Here is an 18,586-nt window from a genome sequence, read left to right on the forward strand (position 1 = left end):
TTACATATATATCATTTTTTCTCCCATCCTCTATCATTTCTTCTTCACATGAAATTTTGTACCACTGACACCAAATAATCTTCCCCAATTGGCGGCAAAACAATGATAATATTGTATCTTTGCACCGTTTTTAACTTAGAAAATAAATAAGATAACAACGATATGATAGCTAAAATCAATCAGCTTCTGCAGGAAGTAGAGGCGCTGAAAGCCGCTAACGCCGAGGAATTAGAGGCACTCCGCATCAAATACCTCAGTAAAAAAGGAGCCATCAATGACTTAATGGCAGATTTCCGCAATGTAGCCGCCGAACAGAAAAAAGAGGTGGGAATGCGCTTGAACGAACTGAAAAACAAAGCACAAGAAAAGATTGCCGCCTTGAAGGAACAATTCGAAAGCCAGGATACCGGCTGTGACGATATTGACTTGACCCGTTCAGCCTACCCGGTAGAATTAGGAACCCGCCATCCGCTTTCCATCGTGAGAAACGAAATCATCGATATATTTGCCCGTATGGGATTCAACATCGCCGACGGACCGGAAATGGAAGACGACTGGCACGTATTCTCCTCCATGAATTTTGCCGAAGACCATCCGGCACGCGACATGCAGGATACATTCTTCATCGAAAATGATACAGAAAACGTATCGCACAGCATCATTCTTCGCACACACACATCCAGCGTGCAAAGCCGTGTTATGGAGACCACGCAGCCTCCTATCCGCGTACTTTGTCCGGGACGTGTATACCGTAATGAGGCCATCAGCTACCGCGCACACGCATTCTTCCATCAGGTAGAAGCCTTGTACGTAGACCGCAATGTATCTTTCACCGACCTGAAGCAGGCTTTATTGCTCTTTGCGCAAGAGATGTTCGGCAGTGACACCAAGATTCGTCTGCGTCCTTCCTACTTCCCCTTCACCGAGCCAAGTGCCGAAATGGACATCAGCTGCAACATCTGCGGCGGCAAGGGCTGCCCCTTCTGCAAGCACACGGGTTGGGTAGAAATTTTGGGATGCGGTATGGTAGATCCGAATGTATTGGAGCTGAACGGAATAGACAGCAAAGTGTATAGCGGATATGCCCTGGGTATGGGTATCGAACGCATCACCAACTTAAAATACCAAGTGAAAGACCTTCGTATGTTCTCTGAAAATGACACACGCTTCTTGAAAGAATTCGAGAGCGCTTACTAAATATAGTGAATAACGGTTAGTGATTAGTGATTAATAAGTTGCGCATTTTCAGCATATCATTAATCACCCATCACTAACCACTCATCGCTAACCACTATTTTTCGCTATGGCAAAAGACAAACTTGTAACCTCCGGCTATTGCCTTATCCTGGCTGCCAATTTCCTTTTGTATTTTGCCTTTTATCTGATACTACCGGTTCTTCCATTCTACCTAACTGAGGTATTCCATACCGGAAATGCAGCAGTAGGTGTCATCTTGTCATGCTACACCATTGCCTCGCTCTGCATACGCCCATTTTCGGGATACCTGCTCGACACACTGGCCCGCAAGCCTCTTTATCTGGTGGCATATTTCATCTTTATCACCATTTTCGCAGGTTACATGTTAGCGGGAGTCCTATCTTTATTCATCATGTTGCGGGTTGTCCACGGCCTTGCATTTGGAATGGTGACCGTAGCGGGAAATACAATTGTGATTGACATTACCCCTTCGTCCCGTCGCGGTGAAGCCGTAGGATATTATGGACTGATGAACAATACAGCCATGAGCTTCGGCCCGATGATTGGTCTTTTCATGCATGACATATATTCCTTTGAAACGATTTTTGCCTGCTCGCTCATATCAGGAACTATCGGTTTTGTTGCCGCATGCCTCGTCAAGACCCCACCCAAACAACCAGTCAAACGAGAACCTATCTCATTGGACCGCTTTGTGCTGCTGAAAGGTATCCCGGCAGGAATCGCACTGCTATTGCTCTCCATACCATATGGCATGACAAGCACTTACGTAGCCATGTATGCCAAAGAAATAGGAATTACCTTGAATTCCGGATTGTTTTTTACTTTTATGGCCGTCGGCATGGCAGTGTCCCGTATGTTCTCCGGCAAACAAGTGGATAAAGGACGTATCACCCAAGTCATAACTTTAGGACTATATCTGGTATGTAGCTGTTTCTTCATATTGTCCGCTTGCGGACTACTGATGAAGACCGTCCCGAAACTGACAAACATATTGTTTTTTATGGTTGCCCTCCTATTGGGAGTAGGCTTCGGGACGATGTTCCCCGCCTTCAATACGCTGTTCGTAAACCTGGCCCCCAACAACCAGCGCGGAACAGCCACCTCTACCTACCTGACTTCATGGGATGTAGGCATTGGTATAGGTCTGACAGCAGGAGGTTATATCGCACAGATTACCTCATTCGATATGGCATATTTTTTCGGAGCCTGCCTCACGGTTATCTCCATCTTCTATTTCAATCTGAAAGTATCTCCTCACTATCATAAAAACAAATTAAGATGAGAAAGAAAGAGCGTTATGAAAAAATCCTTGCTTGGTTTAGGGAGAACGTTCCCGTAGCCGAAACAGAGTTGCATTATGACAATCCGTTCGAGCTGTTGATAGCAGTTATTCTCTCTGCACAATGTACGGACAAACGCGTCAATATGATTACCCCTGCCCTTTACCGGGACTTCCCTACTCCCGAAGCACTCGCCGCTACTACTCCCGACGTGGTATACGAGTATATCCGCAGCGTGTCCTATCCCAACAACAAGGCCAAGCACCTTGTAGGCATGGCCCAAATGCTGGTGAAAGACTTTAAAAGTGAGGTCCCCGATAGCCTTGAAGAACTGGTAAAACTGCCCGGCGTAGGCCGCAAAACAGCCAATGTCATCCAATCCGTTGTTTTCAATAAAGCGGCTATGGCAGTAGACACACACGTGTTCCGCGTCAGCCATCGCCTGGGTCTCGTATCAGATAAATGTACAACCCCGTTCAGTGTCGAAAAAGAATTGGTAAAACATATACCGGAAACAGACATCCCCATAGCTCACCACTGGCTTATCCTGCACGGTCGCTATGTATGCCAGGCACGTACTCCACAATGTGATACCTGCGGTTTGCAATTAATGTGCAAATATTACTGCCAGAAATATAAAGTTAGCAAAGAGAGCGGCAAAGACAAAGAATAAACAACGGTTTCATAGCAAAAAAAAGAAATAAATGCTAACTTTGCGCTCACTAAAAAGAAATTAGTAACACTTTTAAATAAAATAGAGTATTATGACAATTGATCAATTTAACTTTGCCGGAAAAAAGGCATTCGTTCGTGTGGACTTCAACGTACCCTTGGACGAAAACTTCAACATTACAGATGATACCCGTATGCGTGCCGCTCTTCCTACATTGAAGAAGATTTTGGCCGATGGCGGTAGTGTAATTATCGGTTCTCACCTCGGTCGTCCGAAAGGCCCGGCTGACAAGTTCTCCTTGAAGCACATTCTGAAGCATCTCGAAGAGTTGTTGGGTGTTGAGGTGCAATTTGCTAACGACTGTATGGGCGAAGAAGCTGCCGTAAAGGCTGCTGCTCTGCAACCGGGTGAAGTGTTGTTGCTCGAGAACCTCCGTTTCTACGCTGAAGAGGAAGGCAAACCCCGCGGTTTGGCTGAAGATGCTACAGACGAAGAAAAGAAGGCTGCCAAAGCTGCTGTTAAGGAAAGCCAGAAAGAATTCACCAAGAAATTGGCTTCTTATGCAGATTGCTATGTAAACGACGCTTTCGGTACCGCTCACCGTGCACACGCTTCTACTGCATTGATCGCTAAATATTTCGACAAGGACAACAAAATGTTCGGTTACCTGATGGAAAAAGAAGTAAAGGCTGTTGATAAAGTTTTGAACGATATCCAACGTCCGTTTACTGCCATCATGGGTGGTTCCAAAGTTTCTTCCAAGATTGAAATCATTGAAAACCTGCTGAACAAGGTAGACAACCTGATTATTGCCGGCGGTATGACTTATACTTTCACCAAAGCCATGGGCGGCAAAATCGGTATTTCTATCTGCGAAGATGACAAACTGGATTTGGCTCTTGACCTGGTGAAGAAAGCAAAAGAAAAAGGCGTAAACCTTGTTTTGGCTGTTGATGCCAAGATTGCCGATTCTTTCTCCAACGATGCCAACACCAAGTTCTGCCCGGTTGACGAAATTCCTGATGGCTGGGAAGGTCTTGATATCGGTCCTGAGACTGAAAAGATCTTTGCAGATGTCATCAAGAACTCCAAGACTATCCTTTGGAACGGTCCGACGGGTGTATTCGAATTCGAGAACTTCACTCACGGTTCACGCGCTGTAGGCGAAGCTATCGTAGAAGCTACCAAGAACGGTGCTTTCTCACTCGTAGGTGGCGGTGACTCTGTAGCTTGTGTCAACAAGTTCGGCTTGGCAAGCGGCGTGTCTTACGTATCTACCGGTGGCGGTGCATTGCTTGAAGCAATCGAAGGAAAAATCCTTCCGGGTATCGCTGCTATCAACGAATAAAAACAAGCAAAATAACACCCAAAGGCAGCTCTTTGAAAAAAGGGTTGCCTTTTTTACTACTATCCATCCCTATAATGAGACGAATTCTACTATCCTGCATCCTTTTATCAGCCACATGCATCCTGAAAGCACAAGATGCTTGTCTGAATGATGTAGTCAACACTTTAAAAGACCGCATTTCACTCTCCGGCTATGCCCAAGTGGGATATACATACGATGATGCGGGCGAAGGTACCAGCAATACTTTCGATATAAAGAGAGTTATCTTTATGGCGCGCGGTAAAATCACCGATAAATGGTCGGCTTACTTCATGTACAGCTTTGCCAATACCGGAAAAATTCTGGAAGCCTACACGGAATACCGCTTTCTCCCTCAACTCACAGCACGTATCGGACAGTTCAAAACCATGTATACCATTGAGAACCCGATGTCTCCCTGCTTTGTCGAATTAATAAACTGTTATTCTCAAGCCGTCAATTACCTGGCCGGTATCAATGGCAGTGATCCGTTGTATGGCTCTGCAAGCGGTCGTGATATGGGATTGTTAATTTATGGAGACTTGTTCGACTCTTTGATGACTTATAACCTTGCCATCATGAACGGACAAGGCATCAACCTAAAAGATAAAAACAATCAGAAAGATATTGTAGGCAGCCTTATGGTACATCCATTGAAATGGTTGTCCGTCGGCGGTTCCTTTGTTAAAGGGAAAGGATGCGCCGTAGCCGTTTCTTCCATTAATCCAGACATAGCCATAGGAGAGAATTACACCCGAAACCGCTGGTCGGCAGGTGCCACCATCAAAACAAAATCCGTAGATGTACGTACAGAATACTTGGCCGGAAAAGACGGACACGTTAAAAGTGACGGTTACTATGCAACCGTATCTGCCCATGTGCTTCCCAAATTTGACGTAATAGCCTCTTATGACTATTTCAACAAAAATAAAACTATTTCCGATAAACAGACCAATTATGTAGCAGGTGTACAGTATTGGTTCTATCCCAAATGCCGTCTGCAAGCCCAGTATACATACTGTAACCGCCATAAAGGAGAAAACTCAAACCTGCTTCAAGCACAGTTGCAAGTTCGTTTCTGAGCTGGGGAAATGGAAATTTATGAACTTTTTGGCATCCTTTTTGTAGTTTTATAAGATACATACCCAAAAAGAGACTGATTTATGAACGAACAAGCCATACAAGAACAATATCAGCATATCGTTACTCTACTCAAGCAGCAACGGCTGAAGGAAGCACAATCCCAACTGGAAGCCTTTCTTTGGAACAGCGGTGACTGGACACTCCGCAACCGCTTGGAACAAGCTCAGACATCCTATCAGTACATGCTGCAATACATGCGCCAGGGAATCGACGATCCTGAACGACAGAAACTATATCGCCAGATTCTGACCGAAACTTGGGAAGTCGCTGACCAGGCACGTCTGTCTCTCCTTGACGGAGTTTCCACGCACTATTACCATTCCCTGCGCAATAACCGGGAACGCCTCCCCAAAGAATACAATATTGCCGCACTGCAGAAGGTATTGGAATCTTTCCCTGATGACCTGGCCGTTTGTCAGCTGATGCCGGATAACCAAGGCATGGACGCCGTACTGCAACGGCACGAACAAACCGCCCAGGTTCTTTTCCTTTCCACATGGAGTAACAGTGACTGGTCTGCAGAAGACGAACAGCAAGCCAAAGGATTACTGGAATCAGAAATGCTTCCCGTCAATGATTTGTGCCTGTTCACCAGTGCCGTCATGCTCAGTCTGATGGAATGCTTCGATACCCGCAAATTCTCATGGTTGCTGGACGCCGTAACGCATGCAAATACGCAAGTAAACCAACGGGCGTTGGTAGGTATCGCTTTCGCACTTCTTTTTCATCCCACCCGTCTGTCGCTTTATCCCGAATTGACAGCCCGCCTTTCCCTGCTCAACGAAGACAGCAGTTTCGGCAAGCAACTGAACCGTATTTACATCGAGCTACTCCGTAGCCAGGAAACGGAAAAAATAGACAAAAAGATGCGTGAAGAAATCATTCCGGAGATGATGAGGAATGTGAACATCATGCGTAACATGAAGTTCGGTTTTGAAGAGAACCCTGAGGAAAACGATCTTAATCCGGATTGGGAGAAAGCTTTTGAAAGTTCCGGACTGGGAGACAAGATACGGGAGATGAACGAATTACAGCTGGAAGGCGCTGACGTCTATATGAGTACGTTTGCACAACTCAAGACTTATCCGTTCTTTAAGGAACCGTACAACTGGTTCTATCCGTTCGACATGCATCACTCCAGCATCATCAAGGAATTCGGATTCAAGCCTACCGGAGACAATGCCATCCTCTCCCTTATCCTCCAATCCGGTTTCTTCTGCAATAGTGACAAGTATTCCCTTTGCTTTACAATGGCACATATACCACAGTCACAGCGTACGATGATGCTCAGCCAGATGACTTCTCAGGATCTGGATGCACTCATGGACGAAAGCAAATCCTCCGCTTTGCGGCAGTATGCCGAACGACCGGATGTCATCAGCAACCAGTATGTCCACGACTTATACCGTTTCTTCAAGTTAAGCCAATGCAGACACGAGTTCCGTGACATCTTCAAGGAGGAGATTGCCCTGCACCGTATCCCGGCACTCAAAGAGATTCTGTGCAAACCCGAGCTGCTGATTACCATCGCCGACTTCCACTTCCGCAAAGAACACCCGGCAGAAGCATTGGAGCTTTATAAGGAATTGATAGCCTTGAACCATGCAAATGCAGACATTTTCCAAAAGGCTGGCTATTGCCTGCAAAAGGAAAAGAGGTATAAGGAAGCGATAGACGCCTACCTGAAAGCCGATGTACTAAAGCCCGACCATGTCTGGACAATCCGCCATCTCGCTACGTGCTACCGGCAGATAAGGGACTTTGCCTCTGCACTGGAATACTATAAGAAAGTGGAGGCAATCCAGCCGGAAAGCCATAATGTCCTTTTCTACGCCGGAAGCTGCCTTGCCGAACTGGAAAGATATGAAGAGGCTCTGCAATATTTCTTCAAGCTTGATTTCATCGAAAGCAATTGTATCAAAGCATGGCGTGCTATAGGCTGGTGTTCGTTTGTCAACGGCAAGTATGAGCAAGCAATGAAGTATTACGAAAAGATACTCGCCTCCAAACCACTCGCGGCAGACTATCTCAATGCCGGACATGTTGCTTGGAGAACGGGCAAAATAGAAAAAGCTGCAGAACTTTACAGTAAAGCAGCTTTGGAATATGGCGGGCAGGAGATTTTTAGAGAAATGTTCGGTAAAGACAAAGAAACACTTGTCAGACAAGGAATCAGTGAAAAAGATATCCCTCTAATGATGGATCTGGTTTAGACCTCCAACAACTCCCTGTACAGCCTCTGTACGGGGAGCCCCATTATATTATAGTAACTCCCGGATATGTTTTCCACCCCGATGAATCCAATCCACTCTTGTACACCATAAGCTCCGGCTTTATCCATGGGGTGGTATTTGTCCACATAATAGGCAATTTCCTCTTCGTTCAGTTTGGCAAAACGCACTTCTGTTGCCGCCGCAAAACTGCGTTGCCACTCAGTGGTAGTGATGCATACACCGGTAAACACTTCATGGGTACGTCCGGACATGTCGCGCAACATCTGCATAGCTTCTTCCCTATTCTTGGGTTTTCCGAGAACTTGTCCATCCAGCCAGACAATGGTATCTGCTGTAATCATCAATTCGTCCGGATGCATCATATCACGGTAGGCATCTGCCTTTTCCCTGGATATGTAGAGAGGAATATCCGCTCCCCGCAACGTTTCGGGATAAGACTCGTCCACATCGGGCAAAGTTCTTACTTCATATTCCACTCCCAAACCAGCCAGCAATTCTTTCCTTCGCGGAGAGTTAGAGGCAAGAATCACCTTATATTTCTTCAGATTATCCAACATCAGCCTACTATATTACAAAAGCGAGCCGCCTCACTTTAATTATTAATTTTTAATTATTAATTTGCCTGCCATCCTACCAACCAAAAGCTTTTTCATCTGCCATCCAAAGCCCTTGCACTTTCAATACCTGTTCCACAATGTCGCGACCACAGCCATAACCGCCTTCTGCATACGAAATATAGCGAGCCACAGCCTTTACCTCAGGCACAGCATCCTTAGGACAACATGGCAAACCACACTCACGCATCACCTCTAAATCGGGAATATCATCACCTACATACAATATTTCCTCGTCCTTCAAGCCATGACGGTCACGGAAGTCATGGTAATCATGGATTTTAACAGAAGAACCCATATAGATATTTCCATCCTCAAAACCTAAAGAGGTAAAACGCTTGCGGACTGCTTCTGTACGTCCACCCGTAATTATACCCAGCAACACACCTTGCTTAGCAGCCAAATGCAGGGAATAACCATCCTTTATGTTGACCGTACGCAGAGGTTCACCCTCCGAACTCATAGGGATAACATTGGCACTCAGCACACCGTCCACATCAAAAACAAGGGCTTTTATCTTTTTCAAATCATAGTTTATGGTACTCATTGCACTTTTTTCTTGTTCATTATAATATACCTATATACAGCAAAACATTAGTTCAAAAGAGGCAAGCATCGGCATCCGGTTATCTTATTGCCAACCGATGTATATTCTCGCTAATCTCCCGATATAGTTCCAGCATTTGCGGCTCATCGGCAAGCATCCGCAGATGCTCGTCAATGACATTCTCATCATAGCGCACAGCCGGTCCTGTCTGTGCGGCAAGCGGTTCCAGCTCATGCACCTTGCGGGCCGTCTCGTCTATCAAGGGGAGCATTGCCTCGAACGGCAACCCGTACTTTTTCAGCAGTTCAGCAGCCAACACATACATGTGATTGGTAAAATTGCACGTAAACACAGCCGCCAGATGCAAACTCTTGCGCTGCTCAGAACTTGCTTCATACACTTTTTCCGATAGGGCGGAAGCAATGTCCTTCAGAAGCTGCACATCCTCTTCCGAGTTGCTTTCCACAAAACACGGTATCTGTCCAAAATCCACTTCACGCTGCTTACTGAAAGTCTGCATCGGATAAAGCACTCCATAACGCGCAACATGCCCCTGCCAAATATTCATAGGAATACTGCCGGCTGTATGCACCCATAAAGCATTCTCCTTTCCAGAAACAATCTGGGGTAATAATTCTACAAAAGCCGCGTCCTTCAGCGAAACGATATAAAGCTGCGCCTCCTTCGTAACCGCCTGCAGCTCCGTGGTATATGCAGCTTCCACCGTCTGTGCCAATTCCTGCGCCGATTCTTTTGTACGGCTGTAGACCTGCACAATACGAAACCCTTTCCGATAAAGAGCCTTTGCCAGATTAGTAGCCAGATTTCCGGCACCGATAAAGGCAATGGACATATCTTCTATACTTCTTCCTGCCATACGCTTATCTTGTTGCCAACCAATACAGAATAGCCCCTAATGCCAGCAACGCCAACGGCAGCAGATAAGCGGACATCGTACCGAGTAAGGCAGTTATCAACCCGAAGTTCAATATCAGCCACAAACCTATCAATACCAATCCCACTGACTTGTCATGCTTGAACAGCAGAAAAATCACTGCGGTATACAATAGAAAATTATCCTTATTCATCACCCACGGCAAGCCGATTGCAGAAAAATGCACCAATTTGTCCACCAAGTAAAGAATGCCGAATACAATCAGTGTGATGGCAGTGGCCTTATATGTATCACGGTTATTGTTTGCTTTTGCTGCACTCACTGTTACTTTCCTCCGTACTTATTGATATGTATCTTTTCCCACTGCAGATTGTCTTCGTTGAAAGGCTTGCGCTCCATCCCCTTATGGCCGATAGCAATAACACTAAGCACCTGCAACTGCAAAGGAATATCCAACACCTCGTGCACATACTCGCCGGAAGGCATACCGGAAGCCGTAAAACGTTCGCGCACCTGCACCCAGCAGCTTCCCAGCCCCATATCTTCGGCCTGAAGTTGCAGGTAGATGGAAGCAATGGAGGCATCTTCTATCCACACATCGCTTGCCAGCGGGTCGGCAACAACCACTACAGCCAGTGCCGCATCGGCAATGAACTGCGATGCCTGCTCCTTGCAATAGGACAATTCCTTCAATTTATCCTTCTCGTCCACCACTATGAACTGCCATGCATTGCTACGCTTCGACGTGGGTGCCATCAAAGCAGCTTTCATCAAAGTGACGACTTGTTCTTGTGTCAATTCTTCTTCTGTAAACTTCCGCATGCTGCGGCGTGCTTTTATCAATTCACTGAAACTTTCCATAATGATTTTATGTGCTAATATGCTAATGTGCACATCGACACATTAACAATAATTTTTGCAAAGATACGAGATTATTTTTTAAATTTGCAGGCCATGCCCCTCAAACTCACTACATATTACCGTGGGAGCAAGGTTCCTGACCTGCCAGGCACCAACACCTTCCATTCCACAGAGTTGTTCCGAATCTACGAGGCAACTCCGGGGTATACCCCCATACTCATTGTGGCATCCGAAGATGACAAGCCCGTTGCGAAACTGCTTGCCGCCATACGTAAAAGTGTCCGCATGTTTCCACCCGGCATCATCAAAAGATGTGAGGTGTACGGTACGGGAGAATATTTCAATAACGAGGCAGACAAAGAGATTATCTTCAGTGACATGCTGCAAAGGCTTACCAATGAAGCATTGCGCGATTCTTTTCTCATCGAGTTCCGCAACCTGGAAAATGCCATGTTCGGATACAAATCTTTCCGGGACAACCAATACATCGCCATCAATTGGCTGCGGGTGCGCAACTCGCTGCACAGCGTCGAAAAGGTGGAAGAGCGTTTCAGCCCGTCACGTATCCGGCAAATAAAGAAAGGGCTCAAAAACGGCGCCCAAGTGCGGGAAGCACGTACCAAAGAGGAGATTCTCTGTTTTGCCCAGATGTTGCGCCACGTATATTCTTCCAAGATACGGCGCCACTTCCCCAGCATCAAGTTCTTTCAGCATCTCGAAAACCAGTTGACAAAAGGGCAGCAAAGCAAAATCTTCATCGTCACTTATAAGGAGAAGATTATCGGTGGCAGCGCATGCATTTATTCAGATGATAGCGCCTATCTATGGTTCTCTGGTGGCATGCGCAAGACTTATGCCCTGCAATATCCGGGGATTCTTGCCGTATGGAAAGCACTGGATGATGCCAAACAACGCGGATACCGCCACTTAGAGTTCATGGACGTGGGACTTCCCTTCCGCAGGCATGGCTACCGTGAGTTCGTTCTCCGCTTCGGGGGAAAACAAAGCAGCACCCGACGCTGGTTCCGTTTCCGTTGGAACTGGCTGAATCGGGTGCTGATAAAGATGTATGAATGATTTTTACCGAAATTAGAAATTAGTGTAGACTACATATCCATGAGCCGGTACATTAACCTGTGTATTTATTGTTTCACTCTTTCCGGTAAAATAATTGGTCCAGTTACCAGCTGTTGCCGGGAAAGCTACATCAACCGCATTATGCGTAAAGTTGCCCATAACAACCAGCTGCTTGCCCGTTACACTTTCTACCAACAATGAACGACCGTTGTCCCAATCAGAAACTCCGACCTTCCATGTCAAGATGGCACTTGAATCGAACAATTCCGGATGGGCGTTACGCAATTTCATTAAATCCGCATAAACATCGTGCAGCTCCTTGCGGTTAGTATTCTCCAGATACTCCCAATGCAACGGTTTCCTGCCCGTACGTCCATTCTCCTCAATGGAAATGTCATATCCCATCTCTCCAAATTGCCAAACCATCTTAGGACCTGGAACAGTAAGGAAGAATGTAGTGTTCAGCGCCAACTGATTCATGCGAGCATCAAGGTCGGTTTTCAGTATACCTTCACCCCATTGCGACTGTTTGTAAGCTGCGCGTTCTTCATCATGACTTTCCATAAAACCTACCCATGCAGGTGTTTTCTCATAAAGGCTGCTAAAAGAACTATTTTTAGCATATCCCATAGCCGACTGACAATAGGCATTATTCAGGTTGCGCCATAAGTGCATGCCATCTGCAGCCAGTTCATTTTCTTCCTTTGAATCACAGAAATGCTCCAGGATAACATAAGAGCCCTCTTTCACTTCCTTGATGGCAGCATTATAATCCTTTAGGATAGCAATGCGACTTGCATCGTAATTGGATGCCGTGCTTTCAGTACAAGAAGTCTGTGTGAATCCTTTCGTCAGGTCAAAGCGGAACCCATCCACCTTATATTCCTTCAACAAGAATTGCAGATTGCGCTTCACAAACTTACGCACTAACGGGCTTTCATGATTGAAGTCATGGAACACACTATAAGGATGAGGTGCTTCCACATTGAAATATGGATTATTCTTTGCAGTCTTATCACCATCCCAATAAAGTTTAGCCAGCGGATTGTTTCCTGTAGCGTGATTATAGACCACATCCAGAATAACTGCCATACCCGCCTCATGGCAAGCGTCAATAAACTGCTTATACATGGCCTTTGTGCCATAAGCCTTATCCATCGCAAAAAAGAAGCAAGGATTATACCCCCAACTGTCGTTTCCGTCAAACTCCTGCACCGGCATCAGTTCGATGGCATTGACTCCCATAGCCTTCAGATAAGAAAGCTTGCCCATTGCACCATTGATGTCGCTGGAGGCGGTAAAGTCACGTAGATGCAATTCGTATATCACCAATTGCTCAGGATTTGCTATTTTAAAGTCATTGACCTTCCAGTTATAACTGTCTTTCTGTATCTTGAAGGTCGAAACGATTCCTACTCCTCCCTCAGGATAAGCCATACTTTCGTTATAGGTAGAAGCCGGAATATATTTATCATTATCAGGATCAAGAATCTTTTCCGTATAGGCATCAGCCAGGCGAACCACTTCACCCGCCTTCGTACCTACATAATATTGGAAAGCATACTCTTTGCCAGCATCCAGCCCCGCCAACGTAATCCACCAACATCCGGAAGCATCATCACGATACATCTGCGATTTTTCGTCATTGCCCAATGTCCAGTTATTGAAGTCGCCCACTACATGGGCAAAGTCCTTATGATTCCCATTCGCATCTTTGTCATAAAGTACCAGTGTCACCGTAGAATTATCCACTACATTGATACCCTCGACCATACCGGCCGGCACTGCTGCAGTTTTAATTTCACCAGGAACAAAACCTTCATATTTTGTGTCGGTCACCTCAACAAAGGAATCCGATTCTATCCCTTTCTTATTGCCGTCTGCACTGCGAATCACTATTCCGAGCCGGTTCACCGGTGTCTTCCCGCTTCCAAACCATTCCCGGATATTCGGGCTCAGCGTAATGCTCCATACGTTGGCTTCGGTTGAAGTCATCTTACATTTATCCTTGTTTTCCGTCCACTCTGCCGGAACGAACAGCCAAGTTCCTTCACTGACCACACCAATATGCACATACACATCTCCTTTATGCCCATAGAGAGCAGACTTTGCATCCGCTTTAAAAGTAATTACAAGGGACTGGTCGGCATCCGGTGCTGCCGGTGTAAAACTCAAACCATCCGGAGCTACAATCGCATTGGCAGCCTGAGTGACAGATATTTCTTTCTTCTTCGAACCGGATACAATATTCAATTGTGCCGTCCGCGCTTTCCCTGTCTCATTCTTGCCGACAGAAACCATAATCGTAGCTTTCCCGGACGTACCTTTTGCCGGACTGATGTTGCACCAACCGGTATCTTCACCACTCAGCTCGGCTGTCCACTGCTGCCCGGCCTCAAAACTGACGCTTTGCGAAGAAGCAGCTTCACCAAAGCTAAAACCTTGCTCAAAGATTGATTCACTACCAGAAGCAGGGGTCAAATACTCCTGTAACTCCTCTTTATCGTCACTACATGCCGTGAATGCCAGCACTAAACTGAAGCATATTAAATGCCATAAAACAGAAATCTTACGTTGATTGATAATTTTCATAATATGAAGTATTCAAAGTTATCACTTCACAAATATAGCCGGAAAAGAAAGGGCAAACCGATTAACGCAAGAGAAAAGTAGCAGCAAGCTTACGGAAACGTTTGCATGGCAAGCAAATGTTCCCGTACCACCATGTTTTATGAAAGCTGAATGACAAACTTTTGTAGCCAATCAACCTACTTCCTCGCAGATACGCATTTCCATACCTTTATACACCACCACAATCTTATGCAACCGGGTGGCGCCGATGCCACGCTTCACCGTTTCCGTATCGGCATAGCGGTCGGCCTGGGCGATGGCTTCCCGGCGAAGTTCCTCCACACGGGTTTCGGAATCCTTATACTTGGCATATTTCAGTTCTACGATGTAGCTGTGCTTCATGTCGGAGTAGATTTCCAGCATCGGGCAGAGGAAAATATCTACATAACCTTCCTGCGTGTCCTGCTCGGAGACGGGACGGTAGAAACGGTTCTGCGCAGTCATGGCAAGGGTGAAGCCGTGGACGAAGGACTCGCCTTTCTGCTTGTCGCGCTGCGAGGCATAGCGGTGCAGGCAGTCGGCAATGTAGCCGAAGTAGGATTGCCAGTCGCCGTCGTAAGCCAGAGCCGAGGAAAGTTCGCTCTTTTCGTAACTGCTGAAACTCAGGTCGGCATCGTCGTAAGTATTCAGCAGATAGGTATAGAGCTGTTCCTGCACCACCATGTTGGGGATGGTGAGCCTTGCCTTTCCCTTATACGTGCCGCTGATGGTGAGCATTCCGAAGTAGTAGAGCAGACTGATGAAGTTGTCGGGATTGGTGATGCTGACGGCAGGGAAGCTGTCTTTCAGTTCACCGGTGATGAAGCCTTGACTCACGAGAGTCTGTATGACGGAAGCATCGTGGGCAAACTCCTTGTCCTTGCGGATGAGCATACGCAGTTTCTCGTAGTCAATGCGGATGTTGCTCTCTATCATGTTGCGTGGTGCTTTGCCATCATCAATGTAGTTCTTGACGAAGTAAAGCACCATATTGGAGTTGTACATCGTGGTTTCACCGTAGCATTCCTGCGCGAAGCAGTAGTTGTCGTACCACGGTTTCATCATCTCTATCAACTCGTCCACGCTGTGGTGGAAGGGGCTGTTTGCTGAATAATAGGCCAACATTCCGCGCACCTCCTCCTCGGTGAATCCCATCATCTGGTTGAACTTCGGCGCGAGGGAGTAGTTGGTGCCGATGTTGAAACCGCTGGTCAGGTCGTCCATCGTCACGGGGCTTACGCCGGTAATGAAGCAACGCTTGATGCTGGAATAAGTTCCTGCTTTCACCTTGTTGAAAAAAGAGCGCAGATAGCCTTCGCCATGCGTCTCATCCGTATAGCGGTGCAGGCTTTCGGGACTGGAAAGGATGGCGTTGGTGAAGTGGTCGTACTCGTCGATGAAGAGATACATATCCTGTCCGGCACGTGCGCAAGCCTGATAAAGGAAATCCAACTGATCCACGGCTCCGCTCACCGCACGTAGCCCTTCCAGAGTATCTTCCGGAAGGAGGTCGGCGTATATCTTGCAGAAGTTCTCGAAAGTAATGCCGCAATGCGCGTCCAGCCCCTTGCGGTAGTCGTTCAGCTCGCCGCTGATGCCCGAGAAGTTGAGATAGAGCACCAGATAGCTATTGCGGCTCGGCGTGGGGTGTTGCCCGATGTACAGGTCACCGAAAAGGGCTTCGAACTTGTCGCGGGTGCGCACGTCGTAGTAGTGTTGCAGCATATTCAGCGTGAGGCTCTTGCCGAAGCGGCGCGGACGGATGAAGAAGAAGAAGCGGTCCGCCTCCTCTATCATGGGGATGAAGCGGGTCTTGTCCACATAATAATAATTGTCTTGGCGGATATCCGCGAAGTTCATCATGCCGTAGGGAAGTCTCTTTCTGCCGGGTACTATGTATTTCAATGGGTCCATCTGCTGTCCTCCTGTTGTTTTTTCTATTCAATCAGCCACTTTTGGCATCAACGACACAAAGATAGCAAAAGTTCTTGTAGAGAGGCGCATTGCTGCTGATTTTTCAAGTTTTCCTCCACGGCTCTTTCATTTAGAGGAGTTGTCGGGAGCTAGAAGGAGTTATCGGGAGTTAAAGGCCGATACTCTTGTTGATATATAACGATACTACCGGCTTCCAACTCCCTTTAACTCCCGATAACTCCTTCTGACTCCCTTAAATGAAAGAGCCGTGGTTTTCCTCGGTTTAGCTTGACCGATTGTAGAATAAACGATAAGGATTACGAATCAAGAAACACGGATATGACAACAGAACCAAATCAACTTGCGGAACTTCAATATGGTTGCGAGGTTGCTCTCCCTTGGCGTTCATCATCGTCAAGGCAAGCATCCTTATGCTTCAGCACCGTTTTCCTTTGATAAAAACGCCTACAGGGCTGACGCATTATAGTTTTTACCATAAATATTTTCTATGTTGTATTCCTAATAATTGAATACCTTTTTATTTGTTATTAACTTTATAAATCAATCACTTACGTTTTTTGAGTTCACAAAAAGAAACAATATTCATCCCGATTGCGACTAAAGCCACAACCTATGAACTAACCCAAAGCCGTAAGCCTTGTGTCGTTTAAAATTAAATAAAAGCCCTATTAGACAAACTTCTATAAGTTGTACCACAATGTATGCAGCCAACAATTTACTTCTTCAGAATAATAGGTAGGACGCAACAATCTATTTAGAGATGCAACCTTGAAGGTTCATCATAATTTATGCAGGAGTCGTCCCGGTTGAAATTTGCCTGAAGGGCTCTTTTATATTTTCTGTCAGTAACATCTGTCATGCTCATACTTTTTTCCACTTTTGAGTATAATCAGTATTCTGTTTGACAATTTACGGGTTATGCGGATTATCGCCTCTTGCGGCAACATACGCTTGCAATACTCTCTGTAGGCAGCGGCCAATGCCCTGTCTTGCCGTATGGCTACCAAGGCGCTCTCCACCAGTAAAGGGCCAAGCCGCTTATTTCCTCTGAACGTCATCTCGCCGTGACTTGTCTTTTCACCGCTGCTATGGCTTGTAGGTACCAGTCCCAGATAGGAGGCGAATTGTCTTTCATTACGGAAGCGGTGAATGTCACCTATCTCTGTCAAAAGGCACATGCCTGTAATCATACCAATACCGGGAATGGAGACGATGTTCTCGTATGCTTCCCCATAACGCCCGTTACGGGATAACGTACGTACCAGACGGGTAATCTCAAGGAGACTCTTACGAAACAACTCCACTTGTCTCAACAACAGATCCAGTGAATTTCGACTTTCTGATAACAGTTGTACATCTTCATGTACCCATTTAAGATAGCGTTTCGACCAATGAGACTTTGAGTTTTGAAAACATTCAGGATAAATAACTCCGTTATTATAAAGCAGGTGCTTCACTCGTGACTTGTAACCGGAAAGTTGCCGTTTCAAAGTTATACGCAAACGCATGACGTTACGGTCATCAAGAACCTCTTTCTTAGGGATGTAAATACCCCGAAGCAGACCGGACTTCAAAGCCCTCGCTATTTTGGTGGAGTCAATGGCATCTGTTTTCATCACGGATTCGTATTGTCCCGTCGGAATATCGGCAGCATGAACCGGAAGACATTCTATACCAAAATCCAACAATGAATAATAAGTGGAGAAGCCACTGAAACCGGCCTCATAAGCGGACAGATAATTACCGTTGGGATAATGTTTCTTCAAATGTTCAAAGAGCGCTTGGGCGGAAGACTGCTGGCTGTGCTTTTTCAAGCAACCGGATTCGGTGAGGATTGACACATGCCAAGTCTTCAAATGAACGTCAATACCTATATAGATATTTTGACCTTCAAAATTTAATTCTTTTCTTTGCACCATAGGTGTAATAGTTTTAATTACTGAATATTGAATCTTGTCAATTACAAATTTAGTAATTCAATTATTGCGCCTATTTTACTTTATCTAAAATTCATTGGTCGGGGAGCGCCCAGCGGCAAGGGGCGGGACTACCCGTCCCGACAAGCGAATATTTTCAGCATTTACAAACATAGTAACTATTATAATTCTATTAAAAGCATACTTTATATGCTTG

Annotated in this window: 15 protein-coding genes; 7 read left to right on the forward strand and 8 right to left on the reverse strand. The window is 46.0% G+C overall.

The window, feature by feature from the left end; translation table 11 throughout:
* Window positions 1-162 precede the first annotated feature (162 nt).
* The 6 genes from pheS (at window position 163) to DW947_RS04035 (ending at window position 7,893) form a co-directional block, all read left to right on the forward strand.
* Window positions 163-1,197, forward strand: a complete 1,035-nt coding sequence (gene pheS, locus DW947_RS04010) for a phenylalanine--tRNA ligase subunit alpha (RefSeq protein ID WP_016273196.1) — start codon at window positions 163-165, stop codon at window positions 1,195-1,197.
* Window positions 1,198-1,303: 106 nt separating this feature from the next.
* Entirely contained in the window at window positions 1,304-2,500 is a 1,197-nt protein-coding gene (locus DW947_RS04015) for an MFS transporter (protein ID WP_117963489.1), read from the forward strand.
* Window positions 2,497-3,171, forward strand: a complete 675-nt coding sequence (nth, locus tag DW947_RS04020; protein ID WP_016273194.1) for an endonuclease III — start codon at window positions 2,497-2,499, stop codon at window positions 3,169-3,171. The genes DW947_RS04015 and nth overlap by 4 nt, the downstream gene beginning before the upstream one ends.
* An 88-nt stretch (window positions 3,172-3,259) precedes the next feature.
* A complete protein-coding gene (locus DW947_RS04025) occupies window positions 3,260-4,519 on the forward strand; it encodes a phosphoglycerate kinase (RefSeq protein WP_085929901.1) in 1,260 nt (419 codons plus the stop codon).
* A gap of 74 nt (window positions 4,520-4,593) precedes the next feature.
* Entirely contained in the window at window positions 4,594-5,619 is a 1,026-nt protein-coding gene (locus tag DW947_RS04030) for a porin (protein WP_005826362.1), read from the forward strand.
* Between the two features lie 81 nt (window positions 5,620-5,700).
* Window positions 5,701-7,893, forward strand: coding sequence for a tetratricopeptide repeat protein (locus tag DW947_RS04035; protein ID WP_057281761.1), 2,193 nt, complete (start codon window positions 5,701-5,703; stop codon window positions 7,891-7,893).
* Here DW947_RS04035 and DW947_RS04040 read toward each other — a convergent pair.
* The 5 genes from DW947_RS04040 to DW947_RS04060 form a co-directional block, all read right to left on the reverse strand.
* Window positions 7,890-8,471: a Maf-like protein gene (locus tag DW947_RS04040; protein ID WP_008663872.1), complete on the reverse strand. Its 582-nt coding sequence runs from the start codon at window positions 8,469-8,471 to the stop codon at window positions 7,890-7,892. The two genes, DW947_RS04035 and DW947_RS04040, sit on opposite strands and share 4 nt — an antisense overlap.
* Window positions 8,472-8,544: 73 nt before the next feature.
* Window positions 8,545-9,075 (reverse strand): KdsC family phosphatase, encoded by a 531-nt coding sequence (locus DW947_RS04045; protein WP_005826358.1) that lies wholly within the window; start codon window positions 9,073-9,075, stop codon window positions 8,545-8,547.
* Window positions 9,076-9,154: 79 nt separating this feature from the next.
* Window positions 9,155-9,952, reverse strand: a complete 798-nt coding sequence (locus tag DW947_RS04050) for a Rossmann-like and DUF2520 domain-containing protein (RefSeq protein ID WP_035457873.1) — start codon at window positions 9,950-9,952, stop codon at window positions 9,155-9,157.
* A 4-nt stretch (window positions 9,953-9,956) separates the two neighbouring features.
* Window positions 9,957-10,292 (reverse strand): hypothetical protein, encoded by a 336-nt coding sequence (locus tag DW947_RS04055; RefSeq protein ID WP_005826356.1) that lies wholly within the window; start codon window positions 10,290-10,292, stop codon window positions 9,957-9,959.
* A 2-nt stretch (window positions 10,293-10,294) separates the two neighbouring features.
* On the reverse strand, window positions 10,295-10,831 hold the full coding sequence (locus DW947_RS04060; RefSeq protein WP_005826354.1) for a nitroreductase family protein: 537 nt from the start codon (window positions 10,829-10,831) through the stop codon (window positions 10,295-10,297).
* Between the two features lie 93 nt (window positions 10,832-10,924).
* On the opposite strand from DW947_RS04060, the gene DW947_RS04065 reads away from it, so the two are divergent.
* A complete protein-coding gene (locus DW947_RS04065; RefSeq protein WP_005835764.1) occupies window positions 10,925-11,908 on the forward strand; it encodes a GNAT family N-acetyltransferase in 984 nt (327 codons plus the stop codon).
* A 12-nt stretch (window positions 11,909-11,920) separates the two neighbouring features.
* Here the strand turns inward: DW947_RS04065 and DW947_RS04070 are convergent, their stop codons facing one another.
* The 3 genes from DW947_RS04070 to DW947_RS04080 all read right to left on the reverse strand — a co-directional run bounded on the left by DW947_RS04070 (window position 11,921) and on the right by DW947_RS04080 (window position 18,372).
* Entirely contained in the window at window positions 11,921-14,500 is a 2,580-nt protein-coding gene (locus DW947_RS04070) for an alpha-amylase family glycosyl hydrolase (RefSeq protein ID WP_005835762.1), read from the reverse strand.
* Between the two features lie 171 nt (window positions 14,501-14,671).
* Complete coding sequence (locus tag DW947_RS04075; RefSeq protein ID WP_117963490.1) at window positions 14,672-16,432, reverse strand: AAA family ATPase; 1,761 nt, start codon at window positions 16,430-16,432, stop codon at window positions 14,672-14,674.
* Window positions 16,433-17,295: 863 nt separating this feature from the next.
* Window positions 17,296-18,372 (reverse strand): IS110 family transposase, encoded by a 1,077-nt coding sequence (locus DW947_RS04080; protein WP_087332740.1) that lies wholly within the window; start codon window positions 18,370-18,372, stop codon window positions 17,296-17,298.
* Window positions 18,373-18,586 lie beyond the last annotated feature (214 nt).

Source organism: Bacteroides sp. AM44-19, from assembly GCF_003603395.1.
Classification (GTDB): Bacteria; Bacteroidota; Bacteroidia; order Bacteroidales; family Bacteroidaceae; genus Bacteroides; species Bacteroides uniformis.